This is a genomic window from Ideonella sp. FW305-24, from assembly GCF_058788035.1.
Genome location: NZ_JBYTAI010000008.1, coordinates 256,861 through 273,083, shown reverse-complemented (window position 1 = coordinate 273,083; position 16,223 = coordinate 256,861). Strand labels below are relative to the sequence as shown.

The following is a 16,223-nucleotide window of genomic DNA, read 5'->3' as shown; positions in this document are numbered from 1 at the left end:
GCAGGCATGGATGCCATCTCCGACCTCGGCTTTTTTGTGCTGCTGGCCCGCCAGGGCAGCCTCAGCGCCGCCGCGCGCGAACTGGGCGTGACGCCGCCCACGATCAGCAAGCGGCTGGCGGCGCTGGAGCGGCGGCTTGGCGCGCGGCTGCTGCAGCGCACGACGCGCCGGGTCAGCCTGACCGCCGAAGGCGAGGCCTACCTGGCCGAGGGTTCGCGGCTGCTGGGTGAGCTGCAGACGCTGGAACAGACCGTGGGCGGCAGCCGGGCCACGCCGCGCGGGCTGCTGCGCGTGCATGCCACGCTGGGCTTCGGCCGGCGCCAGCTCGCGCCGGCCTTGTCGGCCTTTGCGCGGGCGCATCCGGAGGTCGAACTGCAGCTCACGTTGAGCGACCGCCAGGTGAACCTGGTCGAACAGGGCCTGGACCTGGCGCTGCAGATCGGGCCCTTGCCGGATGCGCGCCTCAGCGCACGCCGGATCGCCGCGAATCACCGGGTGCTGTGCGCCTCCCCAAAGCTGCTGCGCACGCTGGGCGAGCCCGACCGGCCGGCGGACCTGGCACGCTGGCCGTGCATCCTGCTGCGCGAGAACGACGAGGCCTTCAACACCTGGCAGTTCACGCCACGCGGCGATGGCCAGGGCAGCCGAACAGCGCCCCGGCAGGAAAGCGTGAAGGTGCGTGGCCGCATGTCGACCAACGACGGCGACACCGCCTTGCAATGGGCGCTGGACGGCCACGGCGCGCTGCTGCGCTCGGTGTGGGACGCTGCGCCTTACCTGCGTTCAGGCCGGCTGCGGGCGATGCTGCCCGACTGGCAACTGCCGCCGGCCGACGTGATGGCGCTGTACCCGACGCGCGAGCATCTTTCGGCCCGCACGCGGGCGGCGGTGGATTTCCTGGTGACCTGGTTTGAGCAGCATCCGCTGCCGAGCTGGCCCTGAAGACCCGCAGCGCCGCGGGTCACGTGGATCGTTCGACGACGGGAGTCGTCAGCCTTGCAGGCGACGGCGGCGGAACATCAGGCCCAGCGCACCCAGGCCTGCCAGCACCATGGCCGAGCCCGAAGGCTCGGGCACCTTGGTGGCGAACTGCAGGCCGTCGACCAGCAGCCGGGAACCCATGCTGCTGCGCAAGCTGTCATTCAACAGCGGCGTGCCGGCCATGAACGAGGTTTTCGGCACCGTGCCGGTGGCAACAAGGCCGCTGCCGGCCACAGTGCCGAAACTCTGGCGCGACACGTCGCCATGGGTCACCATGACCAGGCTGCTTGCATCGGACGCGGCGCGGCCCACGCCATCACCCAGGACCAGGCTTTCGAAACTGGCGTTTGGCAGGTTTTGGGCCACGGCACCCGCGGAACCCAGCCCCAGGACGGAAGCCGCGAGCACAGAAGCGACGATTGATTTGTTCATGTTTCCTCCGCAAAGAAAGGGCCGGACCCAAACTGCACCCGGAGAGGCACCCGATCCCGCAACAGAGAGATCAGCGCACGGGATAACCCTGAGCAAGATCCAAGCCCGTTTACGGGTTTTCACGGTTGCGCATCACTGCCAGACGAAACGGCCGTAACACGCCACCACTGCCGCGCCGTAAGGTGTCGTCAACTCCGGGCTGCCGGAGGTGCGGCGACGCTCCTGGGTCCCCTGGCACCCCAGCCCGACGCTACGCCAGGGCTGCCAGTCGACCCCCAGCGTGAACCGGCGCAGCCGGTCGTTGCCACTCAGGGCCTCCGGCGTGCCCTCGGCACGTTGCAAATCACGCAGGCTCTGTTGATAGGTCAACGAGAACTGCAGCTTTTCCGACGCCTGCCAGCGCGACGAAACCGACAGCTCGGTGCCGAGCTGGGCGTCGCGGCTGGCCAGGCCATCGCTGAGCGGCTGGTTGCCGGTGTCGCTGTCGCGCACCAAACGCGTTTCGAAGTTCAGCTTGCCGGTGGGCTGCCACTTCCAGCCCAGCGAGCCTGACCACAGGTGTTTGCGTTGCGAGCCGGCCTGGTGGTGGTGCTCGTTCGAGTGCGCTACCCGGAGGTCCAGCGAACTGGCACCTGTCGGGCTGAGCTGCACCGCAGCTTCCAGGTCGCGTCGGTCGTATTCGTCAGGCTCACCATCGGCCTCACCATGCGGGTAGCGACCGTTGGTGTAGCGCAGCAGGGTACGCAGGCTGAAGTCGGGGTGAGGCTGGTAGCGCACCCCGAGTTCGGTCGCATGCCGATCAAGCTCGCTGTTGGCAAAGGTGGCCGCCGAGTAGCGGCGCTGGAATGCGTCGAACGCGCCCTCCAGTGTCCACGCGGTGACCATGCCCAGGCGGGCCCGGAAAAAGCCCTCGTCGATGCGCTCCAGGTTCTTCAGCAATTGCTCGCTGCCGTCCTGTGTCTCGCCGCGGAAGTCGCGGTACAACGTCTGCTGGTGGCGCGCTCCCAGCTCGCCCTGCCAGCGCTCTGCGGTGGACCAGTCGAGTTGCACGCGCAGCGACGGGCTGCTGTTGTTGAACTCGGCATGGTCCTGGAATCGCTGCAACACCAGATTGCCGTCGGCCTTCAGGTGCTGCCGGCCCAGCCATTGATCCAGGCCCAAGCGCACGCTGGTGCTGCTGATGCGGTCGCTCTGCGCCAGTCCGTCCGGTGCGCGTTGCACATTGCTGTCGCTCAGCAGCGTCTCGCTGATCGAAATCGAATACGGATTGGCCTCGATGCCGTCACCCACGCCATTGGCGCTGTTGACTTCCCCGCCCCCGGCACCGGCACCGGGCGCAGCACCACCACCCGCGCTGCCGCCAGCCTCCTGCGCACCTGCCAGCGTGGCCGCACTGCAGACCAACACACCCATGAGCCATGGCGCACGTGACAGCTGCGCGCCACTTCGCCTCTTGCCAACCCGCTGCATTCAATACGCGCCGCGATCAAAGAACATCATCTTGGCCGTGCGGAAGATGATGCTCAGGTCCAGACCCAGCGACCAGTGCCGCAGGTATTCCAGGTCGTACTCGACCCGGCGTGCCATTTTCTCGACCGTATCGGTCTCGCCACGCAAGCCGTTGACCTGGGCCCAGCCGGTGATGCCAGGCTTGACCTTGTGGCGGGCCATGTAGGCTTTGACGATCTTGCGGTACTGCTCGTTGTGGGCGACCGCGTGAGGCCGCGGCCCGACGATGCTCATGCGGCCTTGCAGCACGTTGATGAACTGCGGCAACTCGTCCAGCGAGGTGCGGCGGATGAAGGCACCGAACGGCGTGATGCGCGGGTCGCCGCGCGTGGCCTGCACGACCACCGGGCCGTTGTCCTCGGTGGTCATCGAGCGGAATTTGTAGACCTCGATGATCTCGCCATCCAGCCCGGTGCGGCGCTGCTTGAAGATCACCGGCCCCGGCGAACTGCGCTTCACGCCGATCGCCAGCAGGACCAGGATGGGCGAGATCGCCAGCAGGATCAGCGAGGACAGCAGCAGGTCGCTGGTGCGCTTGAGCAGCCAGTTCACGCCGGTGAACGGCGAGCCCAGCAGGCCGACCACCGGCACGCCGCCCATGTCCTCCAGCCGGCCCTGGATGATGCTGAAACCGTGCACGTCCGGCACGAAATGCAGCGACGCCGTCGTGTTCTGCAGCGACTCCATCAGCCCCAGGATGCGCGGCTGCGAAGTCAACGGCAGCGTGATGAAGACGTCTTTCACGCCATGTGCGTCGATGTAGGCCGGCAGCTCGGCCAGCGTGCCGCGCAGGGCCACGTGCGGCGGCAGGTCGACGCGGGTGTGCTCCCGGTCGTCGAACACGCCCAGCAGTTCGCGGCCCTGGTCGCGCCGCAGCGACAGCATGTCGGCCACGCGCAGGCTCATGCCATTGGCACCGACGATCACCGCCGGCCGCTGCGCCTGCGGCTGCGCAGCGTGGCGACGCATCCACTGCCCGCCCGCAGCCACGCAGGCCCACTGCACCAGCGGCACCGCCACAGCCCAGGCCGACAGCATGCGGCGGTCAAATTCGCGCAAGCTGTCGGTGGCGTAGCCCAGCAATGCCAGCACCGCAAGGATGCCGCTCCAGGTCAGCACGATGTCAAGCCCGACGCCGATGCCGCGCCGCCCGAAGCGATTCACGCCAGGGAACATCATCACCAGCAACAGCAACACCAAAGCCTTGGCCGGGCCGTCAAAAGGCTCGGCGAAAACGTCATGCGCAATCACCAGGCCCAGCGCGGCGATGCCGGGCTCCAGCACGGCGGCGATCAGCGCCGAAACCGACGGCGGCGAATTCAGGAACAGCCGCGTGGCACTGCGGTCGTCCATCATGTCGACCGCCCTACGTACCAACCCAAAAAAACAGAAAAACTGACTCGTGTCATCGAGATGTCCTCCCGCGACATTCGGCGCCTTGCGGGCCGCTGTCGCTGTTGTCCGCCATCCAATGAGCTCAGGATCCACCTGAACACCGAGGGCCGCCCCACAGGCACGCGACCCTCTCCCAACGTTTTTATGGCGACCTTCAGGCCGCTGCGAGACCCGCCGGCATGCCGCCCGTCGACAGGCCTTGCGACTTGCCTTCGGCAGCCGGCTTGCGCCTGCTCAGCCATCCGAGCACCCCCAGGCCCAGGCCCAGCATCAGGATGCTGGCCGGTTCCGGCACGGGCGCCGCGGAAGCGATCAACGAGTACGCGCCGCCGTAGGTACCGGTGGCCGTGCCCGCGATGTTCAGCGCGTAGTTCTGGCCAGCATTCAGGTTGATGTTCTCCAGGTGCGTGCCGCTGCCGCCAAAGAGCTGCGAGCCGTTGATCCCGGAGTAAACGCTCAGCGTCAGGCCGGCAATGTCAAGCACGTTGGACAGCGTAATGGACGTGCTGGCAAACGATTGCAGGCTGCTGCCGGTCGGCACGGTGAACGACCACCAGTCGCTGAACGAGCCTTTGGCCACACCTGCACCGGTGATGATCGGCGTGGCCGGCGACACCGGCAGGACGCCCAGGTTGTAGGTGGCAGCCTGGCTGGCAAGGCCGGTGGCTGCCAGCGCCAGCGCTGCCAAGAGTGGTTTCAGTTTCATGCGAAATCCTCGATTCATGTTGGGTAGGGAAAGCCAATATCGCGAGAGCTTTCTCGGGCCCTCTTTGTTTCCATCGCCCAGGGCCACACTGCACCCCGTCCCAACAGGCTTCGGATCCGAAGCCCCAACCCTCGCCGCAGCGCAACAAGACAGCTTGCGCCTGGCAGGATGGTCGTTTTTGTGCACCGCAGCAGGCCTGACCGCTTGCCAAGTGCACCATTGGCGACATCTGCACGACCCGTGCTGTTGGGTTTTGCACACCCCCGAAGGGCTTGCGGACCTCTGAACAACCGGTGTCGCTGGAACTAGGGAAAACGATGCAAGAGTCAGACCTGCTTGGGCTTGATGGCGCGTGATCGCTCAGATGAAAAAACATACCTCCCCAAGCATGGGGACAGCGCAAGCTGATGGCACGCGGATTGCCCTGCTGCCGTCCGACTGCAAAGCCCCGACAAGGTCGAAGATCGCCCGCCTTTTGGCCCTGATGTACTCAGGGCACTTGCCGCATCATTGGGTTAGCTGTATCAATCGTTTCCTACTTTTACGGGGTCGGGCATGAGCGGACCGAAATATCGAAGACGCGATGTGCTGACCACGCTGGGCAGCGTCGGATTGGGCGGGCTTGCGAGGCCTTCCACAGCACTCGCGCAGACCCAGCCCATTCCTGGCCTGTGGACACCTGGGGCCTTGGGTGAACGGGTATGGCTGGACTGGCGAGCCGAGGACCTGGTGGACGGCCCGGTTGCGCAGTGGAAAGACCGCATGGTGGGCCTGGCCGCAACACAAGGCGACACAACTCGGCAGCCGATGCACAACGCGGACGGCGTGCTGTTCCAGACCGGTGCAAGGCGGCTGCTGGTTCCCGCCCAGTCGCAGGCCTTCCTGGCTCACCGCGCGGTGTTGATGATCTTCCGCGTCGACTTCACCGGCTGCGCCAGCGCCGACGGCAGTTTTGCGACCTTCAACGGCTACGACGGAATGACCACATCGCGCCAGCCGGCACTGTTCTACAAGAACACTGGCAGCACGCGAACACTGCTGCCGCAATGGCGCGATCCGCGCGGCTATTGGGCCGGCTCGCATGCCTTGACCGACGCGGGCACGCAGTGGCATGTGATGCTGACGCGGCGGGTCAACGGCACCGCCTACAGTTCGCTGGACGGTGGGCCGGAGCAAGCGGTTGGCGCAGGCCTGCTGTGCCTGCCGCGCAGCTCGACGACCACTACCGGCTTGATTGGCGACTACCGCGACACCGGTCCGAAGTGGACGCTGGACTGCCTAATGGTGCTGCAGGATGAACTGTCAGACGCCGATGCGCAGCGACTCATCGCCTGGGGCATGTGGCGCAAGGGCGCGCAGACCCAATTGCCGATCGGCAACCCTTACCTTGCTGCGGCGCCCTTGCTGGCCCAGGCTGCGCTGGATCCGGTCTACGTCGAAGCCAGCAGCACCGACTGGACGGCCACCAAGGCCTATTGGGATTCGACCAACATCCTGCTGGAACTCGAACAAGGGCTGAAGACGCCACTGAACCTGACCGGCTACACCAAGGTGTTCGAAGACGCTTTCGACAGGTTGTCGGTCACTGACGAGGTGACCGGCAGCGGGCCCTGGTACAGCCCCGTGCACCCGGCGGCCACCGGCTCTGCAAAAACCGCCAAGCTGACCGACAGCCCGCCGCCCTTCGTGCAACAGAACAGCGAGGTGGTGGTGCGCATGCAGGTTGGCCCCAGCGGCTGGCAAAGCGGCGTGTTCACCTCGGTCAACCTGAACGGCCGCGGCAACAGCTGGCTCTATGGCTACTTCGAGATCCGGGCCAGGTCCAAGAGCGGCAACGGCTTTGGCTCCTGGCCCGCGTTCTGGCTGAAGACCACCAACGAGTTCTTTCGACTCACCGAGACCCGTGCCGAGATCGACGCCTACGAGGGCTACGCATCGGACCCCAAAGGCCATCACCAGAGTTTCCACAACTGGCCGGCGGCACGCCTGCTGCCCGGTCGGCTGACCACCCACCGCTATGTCTCGAACTACACCGGGCTGACCGCCACGCAGTGGAAAGGCGTGGACGTCAACCTGTTCGACAACCAGTACCACACCTACGGCGTGATGGTCGCACCAGACTGGATCATCTACTACTTCGATGGCCTCGAACTGGCGCGTTTCCCAACCCCACCGGAAGCCAAGAAACCGCTGTTCATCCTGGTGGACCTTGCGATGTCCTCGTCCGAGACCAGCAAGGCCAGTGGCATCAGCGAATGGGGCGTGGAGTACCTGCGGGTCTATCAGCGTCTTTGATCAAAGCCAGGACCTGCCTCGATCCGCCGCCCGCAACTCAAGAGAACTTGGGAACGGCCTGGTTGCTTCTTGAGCGCGTCGCAGCGTCAGCGGCGGCCTCCTCCGCCGGACGAGCCGCCAGCTCGCTCAGTACGTCCAGATAGGCCTGTCTGACCTCGGCCGCCTTTCGCCGCGCGCGCAACAGGCCGAATTCGCTCAGTTGCGCGCGGTCGGCCAGTGCGGCGTCCACATGCGAGGCCACGCGATCGACCCAGTCGGCCGACTGCAGGCGCTCGGTTGGCAGCGGGTAGTCCAGCTGCTGGAAGATGCCGGTCAGCTTGAAGCTGGACGGCTCGATCGTCACCACCGGAACACCTTCGCACAGCGCCAGGATGGACGAGTGCAGCCGGCTGCTCACCAGCACAGAAAGGTCGCGGTAGAAACTGCGGATTTGCTCGTAGCCGGGTTGGCGCGGCAGCACCGTCAACGCGTGGTTCTTCTGCAGCGCCTCTGCAAACGGCAGGTCGTGGTTCATGGCGTTGGACAGGAAGAAGACCGGTCGCTGATGCTTGGCCAGCCGCCGCATCAAATCATCCCAGCCCGCCCCGCCGACATGGGCCTCCAGCCCGTTGATCGCCAGGCCGATGGCACCGGTTGGTGCACGCTCTTCCGGCGCCGGTGCGGCTGTCGGCCCTGCAGTGGCCGCAGCCAGGAACACCATGTCGGGCACTTCGCGCACCCGGGCCGGATCAACGCCCAGCGACAGCGCGACCTCCAGTGAACGCTTGTCCCGCACGCACAGCTGGCTTGCATTGGTGTAGACATGCGCGATCAGGCGCTTGAGCATCGGGTCGGCGATCTCCAGGCTGTGATTCACCACCATCGTGCGCTTGCCCAGCCGCTGCGCAGCGCGCATCACCATCAGCAGCCGCATCACTTCGTTGCTGTCGCCAGTCGGATGGATCTCGCCGGCCGGATTCCAGACGAGCAAGTCGGCCCAGTCCAGCGTGGCGCCCAACTTGTAGAGGCCGTCCCTGCCCATCAGGCCCAGGCGGGCCAGGCGCTTGCGAAAGCCAATGGCCCGCTTGATCCGCTTGAGCCAGCCCGGTAGTTCACGCGCGGTCAAATCCAGCTTCACGAGGTCCCGGCTGGCCTTGGGCGCAATCTCGGCCTGCCCCGGCCCCTTGGCATGCTGCAGCAAGGCATCGACAAAGTCGTCGAAACGCTTTTCCGGCTTGTCGGTGCCGCGCAGCAAGCCCGTCATCGTCACCCAGGACAGGTGCTGCGGGTAACGGTCCATGGCCCGCACCTCAGCCTGCCCGGCCACGTCCAGAAACAGGTCGATGAACTCCTTGGACAAGGCCTCGTTGCCAGCGTTCTGGGTCGACAGGCGGGAGATCAACAAAATATGGTTCACGGGCTTCCTCCTTCGCGGCAACAAGGCCGCATCGATTGATCGACCACCCTCGTGGGGCGCGATGCTTGGGTTCTCAAGGTCACGGCAAGCGGCTGCCACGCAGCGGACCGGCCAACCTCTGGGTAAAACTGCTGCGGAAGCGCACCGACTGCGCACCGCAGACACGGGCCGGCGCCAGCATGAATGCCGCCAGCAAGGCGGCCCCGCTGGTGGCAGCACCCAGGCTCAGGCCGAGCAGCCGGCCCCAATGCTGGACGGCCAGCGCCGTGCCATGCATGAAGGACCAGGCAAGCAAGGCACCCAGCGCCATCGGCACCAGATGCAGCAAGAGCAGGCGGCCAAACGGCACACCGGCAACATGGCCGGCATGCCACAGCGAAATCGCATAGAAGATCGAGATTGCCGCCGACACACCCAGGGCCACGCCAACCGGCCCCCAGTTCGCGCCGACCGCCGCCAAACCCACTGTCAGTGCCGCATAGATGGCCTGCTTCAGCGCCTGGCGACCGCGCTCCCCCATCGCCACCGCCATCGCCTCGGTGACCTTGAAGGCGCAGCGCGGCAACACGGTGGCAAAGAGCGGAATCACGATGGCCACCGCGGCCGACCACTTGTCGCCCAGCGCCAGCAGCACGATGCCTTGCGCGTTGCCGACCAGCCAGGCCGACACCAGCACGAACAACCAGATCGCCGTCTTCAGCGTATCCAGGAACTCCAGCCGCAACCGGTCGCGGTCGCCGCGCGCCGCAGCGAACATCGGCAGCAGTACCTGCCGCAGCGGTCCGCCCATCGCGTTGGCGCTCAGGTCCAGCAGCTTCCAGGCCCGGGCGTACAGCCCCAACTCCAGCACGCCCAGCAGCCGGCCGGTGACAATGTTGGAGCCGGAGTTGGCCAGCCAGTTGAGCGCCTGCGCCAGCGTCAGCATCAAGGACTCGCCGGCCACCTTGGCGCTGTCGCGCAACACCATGCGGGAGAGGAAACGGCGCGGCCCGGCAGCCCCCAGCACCAGCGCCGCCTCGACCAGCGCGGTGACCACCACCGCGACGCCCATCGAGGTCACGCCGAAGTGCAGCCAGGCCATCGTCAGGCCGACCACGCAGTAGCCGGTGAAATAGGCCAGCGTGGTGAACACGGCCACCCACTTGTGGCGCCCTTCGCGCTGCAGCAGCGCCAGGGGCGCGCTTTCGCTGGCGCGGAACAGCACCGCCAGCGCCACCAGGCGGATCAGTGGCACCAGCTCGGTCTGGCGGAAAAACATGGCGACCCAAGGCGCCAGGACATACAGCGCCAGGTAGAGCAATCCACCCAGCACCACCGAAGTCCAGAACGAGGACGACAAGTCTCGATCGGTCAGGTCCTGCTTGCGGATGACCTCGACGCCGATCGCTCCTTCGAACAAGGCAATCGGCAGCCCCATGGTCAGCAACGCAATCGCCATCAGCCCGAACTCAGCCGGCGACAGCAAACGCGCAAACAGCGCCGTGACGACAAAGCTCATCACGAAGTAAGCGCCCTTGCCCAGCACCAACCAGGCCACCGAGCGGCCGGCATGCACAGGCGCGGTCATGCATGCACCTCGGAACGAAAGGCGCTCGCCGCCGACGGGCCCGACATCGCAGATGGGGCCGCGCATGTGCCGCACGCAGAGCACGCCGTCGGCAAGCGCCAGGTCCAGTGCCGCAGTACCAACGCGGCGTTGCCAGGAAAGTACCTCAGGACGCAGGGCAGTTGCACGATTCAAGCGCCGTAGTAGCCGCGATACCAGGCCGCGAACTTGCCGATGCCTTCGCGCAGGCTGGTCTTGGGCGACACGCCGGTCCAGGCCTTCAGCGCGGAAACGTCGGCATAGGTTGCGACCACGTCGCCAGGCTGCATCGGCAGCATCTGCTTGATCGCATCCCTGCCCAGCGCCGCTTCGATGGTGGCGATGAACTCGCCCAGTTGCACCGGGTCCTGGTTGCCGATGTTGAAGACGCGGTACGGCGCACGCGAGCGGCCGGGGTGCGGCTTCAAGCCATCGAAGCTGGTGTCGGGTTCGGCCGGGCGGTCCAGCGTGGCGACCACGCCGTCGACGATGTCGTCGATGTAAGTGAAGTCGCGCTTCATCCGGCCCTCGTTGAAGACCTGGATCGGCTTGCCTTCGAGGATGGCCTTGGTGAAGCTGAAGTAGGCCATGTCCGGCCGGCCCCAGGGCCCGTAGACGGTGAAGAAGCGCAGCCCCGTGGTCGGGACGCGGTAGAGGTGGCTGTAGGTGTGCGCCATGACCTCGTTGGCCTTCTTGGTCGCGGCGTACAGGCTCACCGGGTGGTCCACCGCGTCGGCTTCAGAGAACGGCATCTTCTCGTTGCCGCCGTAGACGCTGGAGCTGCTGGCATAGACCAGGTGCCTGACCTTCGCCTGGCGTGCGCATTCGAGCACGTTCAGGAAGCCGGTCAGGTTGGCTTCGCCGTAGGCGTGCGGGTGCGTGATCGAGTAGCGCACGCCGGCCTGCGCCGCCAGGTGCACGATGCGGTCGATCTGGTGCTGGCTGAACAAGGCCTCCAGCCCGCCGCGGTTGGCCACGTCCAGCTGCTGGAAGCGAAAGCCTGGCGAGCCTTCGAGCAACGCCAGCCGGTCGCGTTTCAGTGTCGGGTCGTAGTAGTCGTTCAGGCTGTCAATGCCCAGCACCTGCTCGCCCCGTGCAAGCAGGCGCTGGCAGGTGTGCAGGCCGATGAAACCGGCAGCGCCGGTGACAAGCACGGTCATGGCTGGCTCCTGGTCGCGTGATCCATCTCAGACCAGCGCGGCACGGGCGCGCACCGAACGGCCGATGGCGTGGTACTCGATGCCAAAGTCGCGCATCAGCGCCGGCTCGTAGAGGTTGCGGCCGTCGAACACCACCGGCTGCTTCAGTGCACCCTTCAGGCGCTCGAAGTCAGGGCTGCGGAATTCCTTCCATTCGGTGATGATCAGCAGCGCCTCGGCACCTTCCAGCGCCTCCATCGGCCCTTGAGCATAGGTGATGCGAGGCTCGTCGCCGAAGATGCGCTTGGCCTCTTCGGTGGCCACCGGGTCATAGGCGGTCACGGTCGCGCCGCGTGCCAGCAGTTCATCAATCACCACACGGCTGGTGGCTTCGCGCATGTCATCGGTGTTGGGCTTGAAGGCCAGGCCCCACAGTGCGAAGCGCCGGCCGCTCAGGTCCTGACCGAAGCGGGCCAGCACCTTGCGCGTCAGCACGGTCTTCTGGTGGTCGTTGGCATCTTCAACGGCCTGCAGCACCTTCAGGTCCTGGCCCTGGTCAGACGCGGTGCGGATCAGCGCCTTCACGTCCTTCGGAAAGCAGGAGCCGCCATAGCCGCAGCCGGCGTACAGGAAGTGGTAGCCAATGCGCGGATCGGAGCCAATGCCTTGGCGCACCAGTTCGATGTCGGCCCCCATCTTCTCGGCCAGCAGCGCCAGCTCGTTCATGAACGAGATGCGCGTGGCCAGCATCGCGTTGGCGGCGTACTTGGTCAGCTCGGCGGAGCGCAGGTCCATCACCACCAGCTTGTCGCGGGTGCGCTGGAATGGCGCGTAGATCGCACGCAACAGATTCGCCGCACGCTCATCCGACACGCCGACGACGATGCGATCCGGCCGCATGAAGTCCTCGACCGCCGCGCCTTCCTTCAGGAACTCGGGGTTGGACGCGACAGAGAACGCCAGGTCCAGGCCTCGCTTGCCCAGCTCGTCGTCAATCGCCGCCTGCACCTTGTCGGCTGTGCCCACCGGCACGGTGCTCTTGTCGATGACCAGCTTGTAGTCGGTGGCCAGGCGGCCGATGTTGCGGGCCGCGGCCAGCACGTATTGCAGGTCGGCCGAACCGTCTTCGTCCGGCGGCGTGCCGACCGCGATGAACTGCAGCGTGCCATGGGCCACCGAGGCCGCCACATCGGTGGTGAACTGCAGGCGGCCGGCTGCCACGTTGCGCTTGACCACCACGTCCAGTCCCGGTTCGTGGATGGGAATGCCGCCCTCGTTGAGCACGCGGATCTTGCGTTCATCCACATCCAGGCAGACCACGTGGTTGCCCATGTCTGCCAGGCAAGCACCGGTGACCAGCCCAACATAACCCGTGCCGACGACGGTAATTTTCATTGCAGTGCTCCTGAGGGTGAAAAAGAAACGGGAGAAAGAGAAGAGGCAGTCGATGCGCGGCAACTTGCCTGCGCGTCGGCCGTGGGCCGGTGGTTGAAAGCCAGTCCGATGAAGGTCGGCAGCAGGGCCATCACCGTCACGGCTTGGCCGTCGGAAATGAAGAACACCGCGAACAGCATGTAGACGCTAAACAAGCCAGCTTCCAGCGGTGAATCCGACAGCCGCATCACGCGACGCAGGCCCACGAAGATGGCAGCAAAAAACAAGCCACCGCCCAGCACGCCGTACTTGATCAGGTTGTCGAGGAAGAAGTTGTGCGTGCCGTTGGCCAGGCGAGGGTCGCTGAAGTAGTTCGCCATCTGCTCGCGCAGGCTGTCCGCACCGCTGCCGAACCAGGGATGGTGGCCCACGATGTCCCAGCCGTTGAGCAGCAGCGCGGTGCGGTGGGTATTGGAGTCCCACAGCGCTTCGCGCTGGTCGACGAAATAGTTGTTGCGTTCTGCCAGCGCCAGTGCGTCGACCAGGGCCTCGTGTTCAAAAGTGAACACAGCCAGCCCGAGCAGCACCGCCAGCAGCATGACCACCCAGGCACTGACCCGCAAGGCTCGGAGCAGCCCCGCAAGACCAAGGCCGAAGGCGATCAACACGACACCCAGCAAGCCCTTGCGCTCCAGGCTTGCAACCAGCGGCGGCAGGCTCACCAGAAACAGCCAGCCGTACAGGCCTCGCCAGCCCGCCTGGCGCCAGGCCAGCAGCAGCCCGGCGCTGACCACGCCGAAGATGTAGCGCGCGTCGCCCGCAAATTTGTAGCGCACGTAGTTGCCGCCGGCAATGTGCACCGCAACCGTGTGCAGCATCGCCACCATGCTCACGCCCAGGAACCATTTCAGAAAGCGTGCAGGATCACGTTCGGCCTGCCAGCCCACGGTGGTGACGACGACTACCACGAAGGCGAGCTGGACCGCCTCCTTCAGCGAGACCTTGACCCGGTTCATCAGCATGCCCTGGATCAGCACGCCCAGCACCAGCGCCATCAGCATCAGGCAGTGCGGCCGCTGGAACGCGCGGCCGATGGCCGGTTGGGTCCAGATGGTGCCAACAATCAGCGCCAGCGCCAGCAGGTCCGCCAGCCTCACCAGCACACCACCGCCACCAAAGCGGAACATCGACAGGTACAGCGGCACAACAGCGGCGGCCATGATGACCAACAGCACGTCACTGCGTGCCGCAGATGGCAGGACGCCTTGCGCGGCAAGCGAGGGTGCCGCTGCATCGGCCGTGAAGTGCTTGCTCATGCCGCCCCTCTCGGCTGGGCCGCGCCAGGCGGCGCCGAGGGCGTTGGCGCGGCATACAGGCGCTCCAGCTCTGCGGCCAGGGTCTCCACGCTGTAGCGCGCCGCCGTCTCCTGGCCAACCGCCAGCAAGTGCGCGTGACGGGCCGGGTTGCTGCGGCAGTCCTGCACCATCGCGGCCAGTTGGTCGGCATCGCCTTGCTTGAACAGCAGTGAGCTGTCGTTGGCCAACTGGCTCAGGCCCGGCACATCGGCGCACAGCACCGGCAGGCCGCAGGCCATCGCCTCGATGGCCGCGAGACCAAAGCCTTCCCACTTGGAAGATTGCACATACAGGTCCATGCCGGCCAGCCAGGCCGGCACGTCGGCCACCACGCCGTGGAACACCACCTGCTCGGCCACGCCTTCGGCCCGCGCCAGCGCCAGCAGCGCCTCGCGCTCCGGGCCATCGCCAGCCAGGTGCAGCGACGCCGGTTGGCCCCCCTGCGCCGGCAGCCTGGCCAGCGCACGGATCAAGGTGGCCTGGTCCTTTTTTGGCGTCATGCTGCCGACCATGGCCAGCCGGTAGCCGCGCGCAACGCTGCCCTCAGCGCCGGCCAGCAACCGGCGCGCGGCCTGGGCCTGGGCGGCCAGCGCGGGCTGGTTCACGCCGTTGTAGATCACGCAGCTGTTGTCGTCTGCACCCGTGCCCAGAAAGCCGCGCAAGGCTTGCTGCACCTCCGGGCTGATGCAGGTCACATGGCGATAGCGCCGGTACATGAAGCGCTCGGCCGGCTGCAGCCAGGCGCGCTTGCGCCGGTTGTTGGTGGTGTTGTGTTCGGTGTAGACGCTGCCGGGCTTCATCAGGCCCACCAGGTACAGCGCGGGGAACAGGTGTGCATGCACCGTGTCGGCCTGCCTCAGCAGGCCGGCCAGCCGCAGCCATTGCCAGCGCGCCACATGGTGCACAGGCACGCCAGCGGCACGCAGCGCGTCGGCATAGTCCAGCCCCGGCTCGCGGTGGAACACCACGACCTCTGGCTGCTGGCCACGCTGCAATCCGGCCAGCGCCAGGTCATGCACCAGCCGCTGCACGCCACCGTTGCGCGACAGGTCCCGCAGCACATGCAAGACCCGCATCAGAGACTCCCCACCTGCTGGCCACCGCCGGAAGCCAAGGGGCTGCCCACAATGCGCTGGCAGACCCACAGCCAGGCCATGGCGCGCCAGCCCGCGCGCTCGGTGCGCAACGCGCCCGCCAGTTGCTGCAGCGGCGCGTGGCAGGCGGCGAGGAAGGCGCGGCGCTCGTCGGCCGGCTTGATGCGCAAGCCCTTGAGCAGCACCCGCACGCAGCGCCGCGCCAGCAGGTGCAGCAGGCGCTGCTGTTGCCGGTGATGGCTGAGGCCGGCCAACACGCCGCCGACGAGGTTGCGCAAATGGTCGGCATAGCGCCGGTCGCGCGTCGCGGTGATCGAATTCGGATGGCGGCGGTAGTGCAGCAGCACGTCGCTGGTGCGAACGCTGCGGGTGCTGCGCGCAAAGGCTTCGGCCACGAAATGCACGTCTTCGTAAACCGTGCCTCGCGGATAGCGCACGGCAGCCAGCAGGGGTGTCGCGTACACGCGGCTCCAGGAGAAGAAGCCAGTCTCGAAGGGATTGAGCTGCGACGACGGCAGCAGGCGTCCGCTGGGCGGCGCGCCCGGTCCGCTGAGCAGCGCCGGCTTGGCGGCACTGAATTCACGGAAGCCGAACTCGATGATGTCCCAGCGGCGCTGCAGCATCAGCGGGCGCAGCACCGTGAGGTAGGCCGGATCCAGCAGGTCATCCGAGTCGACCATGCCCACATACGGCGTGCTGACCCGGTCCAGCGCCATGTTGCGCGCCGCAGCCACCCCCTGGTTGACCGGCTGCAGGCACCATTCGACGCCAAAGCGGACCACGTCGGCACGCTCGGCCAACCGCGCCTGGGCGCGGGCCACCGAGTCGTCCGGGCTGGCATCGTCCACAAAGATCAGCTTGACCTGCTCGCTGTTGACGGCGGCGATCAGGCTGTCGATCAGCGCAACAATGTGTTCTCCAGCCTTGTAGACCGGACAGATCAGCGTCAGCAATGCCGCCAT

13 protein-coding genes are annotated in these 16,223 nt (G+C 66.4%); 2 read left to right on the top strand and 11 right to left on the bottom strand.

From position 1 onward, the window contains the following. The first annotated feature begins 6 nt into the window (after positions 1-6). Entirely contained in the window at positions 7-942 is a 936-nt protein-coding gene (locus tag AC3WR5_RS22025) for a LysR family transcriptional regulator (protein WP_492487147.1), read from the top strand. Between the two features lie 48 nt (positions 943-990). Here the strand turns inward: AC3WR5_RS22025 and AC3WR5_RS22020 are convergent, their stop codons facing one another. From AC3WR5_RS22020 to AC3WR5_RS22005, 4 genes are all read right to left on the bottom strand, one after another. Continuing rightward, a complete protein-coding gene (locus tag AC3WR5_RS22020; RefSeq protein ID WP_492487145.1) occupies positions 991-1,413 on the bottom strand; it encodes a PEP-CTERM sorting domain-containing protein in 423 nt (140 codons plus the stop codon). Between the two features lie 132 nt (positions 1,414-1,545). Next, the gene (locus AC3WR5_RS22015) at positions 1,546-2,826 is read right to left on the bottom strand and encodes a hypothetical protein (RefSeq protein WP_492487143.1); all 1,281 of its coding nucleotides are present in this window, start codon (positions 2,824-2,826) and stop codon (positions 1,546-1,548) included. 57 nt (positions 2,827-2,883) lie between these two features. Continuing rightward, entirely contained in the window at positions 2,884-4,275 is a 1,392-nt protein-coding gene (locus tag AC3WR5_RS22010) for an undecaprenyl-phosphate glucose phosphotransferase (RefSeq protein ID WP_492487141.1), read from the bottom strand. A 196-nt stretch (positions 4,276-4,471) separates the two neighbouring features. Continuing rightward, a complete protein-coding gene (locus AC3WR5_RS22005; RefSeq protein WP_492487139.1) occupies positions 4,472-5,023 on the bottom strand; it encodes an FxDxF family PEP-CTERM protein in 552 nt (183 codons plus the stop codon). A 687-nt stretch (positions 5,024-5,710) separates the two neighbouring features. Between AC3WR5_RS22005 and AC3WR5_RS22000 the strand changes: the two genes are divergently transcribed. Next, positions 5,711-7,318, top strand: a complete 1,608-nt coding sequence (locus AC3WR5_RS22000) for a glycoside hydrolase family 16 protein (protein ID WP_492487137.1) — start codon at positions 5,711-5,713, stop codon at positions 7,316-7,318. A 37-nt stretch (positions 7,319-7,355) separates the two neighbouring features. On the opposite strand, the gene AC3WR5_RS21995 is transcribed toward AC3WR5_RS22000, so the two are convergent. The 7 genes from AC3WR5_RS21995 to AC3WR5_RS21965 all read right to left on the bottom strand — a co-directional run bounded on the left by AC3WR5_RS21995 (position 7,356) and on the right by AC3WR5_RS21965 (position 16,223). Continuing rightward, positions 7,356-8,714 (bottom strand): polysaccharide pyruvyl transferase family protein, encoded by a 1,359-nt coding sequence (locus AC3WR5_RS21995; protein ID WP_492487136.1) that lies wholly within the window; start codon positions 8,712-8,714, stop codon positions 7,356-7,358. Positions 8,715-8,793: 79 nt separating this feature from the next. Then, positions 8,794-10,281 carry an oligosaccharide flippase family protein gene (locus tag AC3WR5_RS21990; RefSeq protein WP_492487135.1) on the bottom strand — a complete coding sequence of 496 codons (1,488 nt, stop codon included), beginning with the start codon at positions 10,279-10,281 and terminating at the stop codon, positions 8,794-8,796. 170 nt (positions 10,282-10,451) lie between these two features. After that, entirely contained in the window at positions 10,452-11,459 is a 1,008-nt protein-coding gene (locus tag AC3WR5_RS21985) for an NAD-dependent epimerase (protein ID WP_492487134.1), read from the bottom strand. 27 nt (positions 11,460-11,486) lie between these two features. Beyond that, positions 11,487-12,833 (bottom strand): UDP-glucose dehydrogenase family protein, encoded by a 1,347-nt coding sequence (locus AC3WR5_RS21980; protein ID WP_492487133.1) that lies wholly within the window; start codon positions 12,831-12,833, stop codon positions 11,487-11,489. Continuing rightward, positions 12,830-14,128 carry an O-antigen ligase family protein gene (locus tag AC3WR5_RS21975; RefSeq protein ID WP_492487131.1) on the bottom strand — a complete coding sequence of 433 codons (1,299 nt, stop codon included), beginning with the start codon at positions 14,126-14,128 and terminating at the stop codon, positions 12,830-12,832. The genes AC3WR5_RS21980 and AC3WR5_RS21975 overlap by 4 nt, the downstream gene beginning before the upstream one ends. Further along, the gene (locus AC3WR5_RS21970; protein WP_492487129.1) at positions 14,125-15,243 is read right to left on the bottom strand and encodes a glycosyltransferase; all 1,119 of its coding nucleotides are present in this window, start codon (positions 15,241-15,243) and stop codon (positions 14,125-14,127) included. Before AC3WR5_RS21970 ends, AC3WR5_RS21975 begins: the two co-directional genes overlap by 4 nt. Beyond that, a complete protein-coding gene (locus tag AC3WR5_RS21965; protein ID WP_492487128.1) occupies positions 15,243-16,223 on the bottom strand; it encodes a glycosyltransferase family 2 protein in 981 nt (326 codons plus the stop codon). Before AC3WR5_RS21965 ends, AC3WR5_RS21970 begins: the two co-directional genes overlap by 1 nt.

What these genes read in the sequence shown, in the direction of transcription:
- AC3WR5_RS22025 (WP_492487147.1), top strand. Translation starts at nt 7, where the DNA reads ATGGATGCCATCTCCGACCTCGGCTTTTTTGTGCTGCTGGCCCGCCAG.
- AC3WR5_RS22020 (WP_492487145.1), bottom strand. Translation starts at nt 1,413, where the DNA reads ATGAACAAATCAATCGTCGCTTCTGTGCTCGCGGCTTCCGTCCTGGGG.
- AC3WR5_RS22015 (WP_492487143.1), bottom strand. Translation starts at nt 2,826, where the DNA reads ATGGGTGTGTTGGTCTGCAGTGCGGCCACGCTGGCAGGTGCGCAGGAG.
- AC3WR5_RS22010 (WP_492487141.1), bottom strand. Translation starts at nt 4,275, where the DNA reads ATGGACGACCGCAGTGCCACGCGGCTGTTCCTGAATTCGCCGCCGTCG.
- AC3WR5_RS22005 (WP_492487139.1), bottom strand. Translation starts at nt 5,023, where the DNA reads ATGAAACTGAAACCACTCTTGGCAGCGCTGGCGCTGGCAGCCACCGGC.
- AC3WR5_RS21990 (WP_492487135.1), bottom strand. Translation starts at nt 10,281, where the DNA reads ATGACCGCGCCTGTGCATGCCGGCCGCTCGGTGGCCTGGTTGGTGCTG.
- AC3WR5_RS21985 (WP_492487134.1), bottom strand. Translation starts at nt 11,459, where the DNA reads ATGACCGTGCTTGTCACCGGCGCTGCCGGTTTCATCGGCCTGCACACC.
- AC3WR5_RS21980 (WP_492487133.1), bottom strand. Translation starts at nt 12,833, where the DNA reads ATGAAAATTACCGTCGTCGGCACGGGTTATGTTGGGCTGGTCACCGGT.
- AC3WR5_RS21975 (WP_492487131.1), bottom strand. Translation starts at nt 14,128, where the DNA reads ATGAGCAAGCACTTCACGGCCGATGCAGCGGCACCCTCGCTTGCCGCG.
- AC3WR5_RS21970 (WP_492487129.1), bottom strand. Translation starts at nt 15,243, where the DNA reads ATGCGGGTCTTGCATGTGCTGCGGGACCTGTCGCGCAACGGTGGCGTG.
- AC3WR5_RS21965 (WP_492487128.1), bottom strand. Translation starts at nt 16,223, where the DNA reads ATGGCGGCATTGCTGACGCTGATCTGTCCGGTCTACAAGGCTGGAGAA.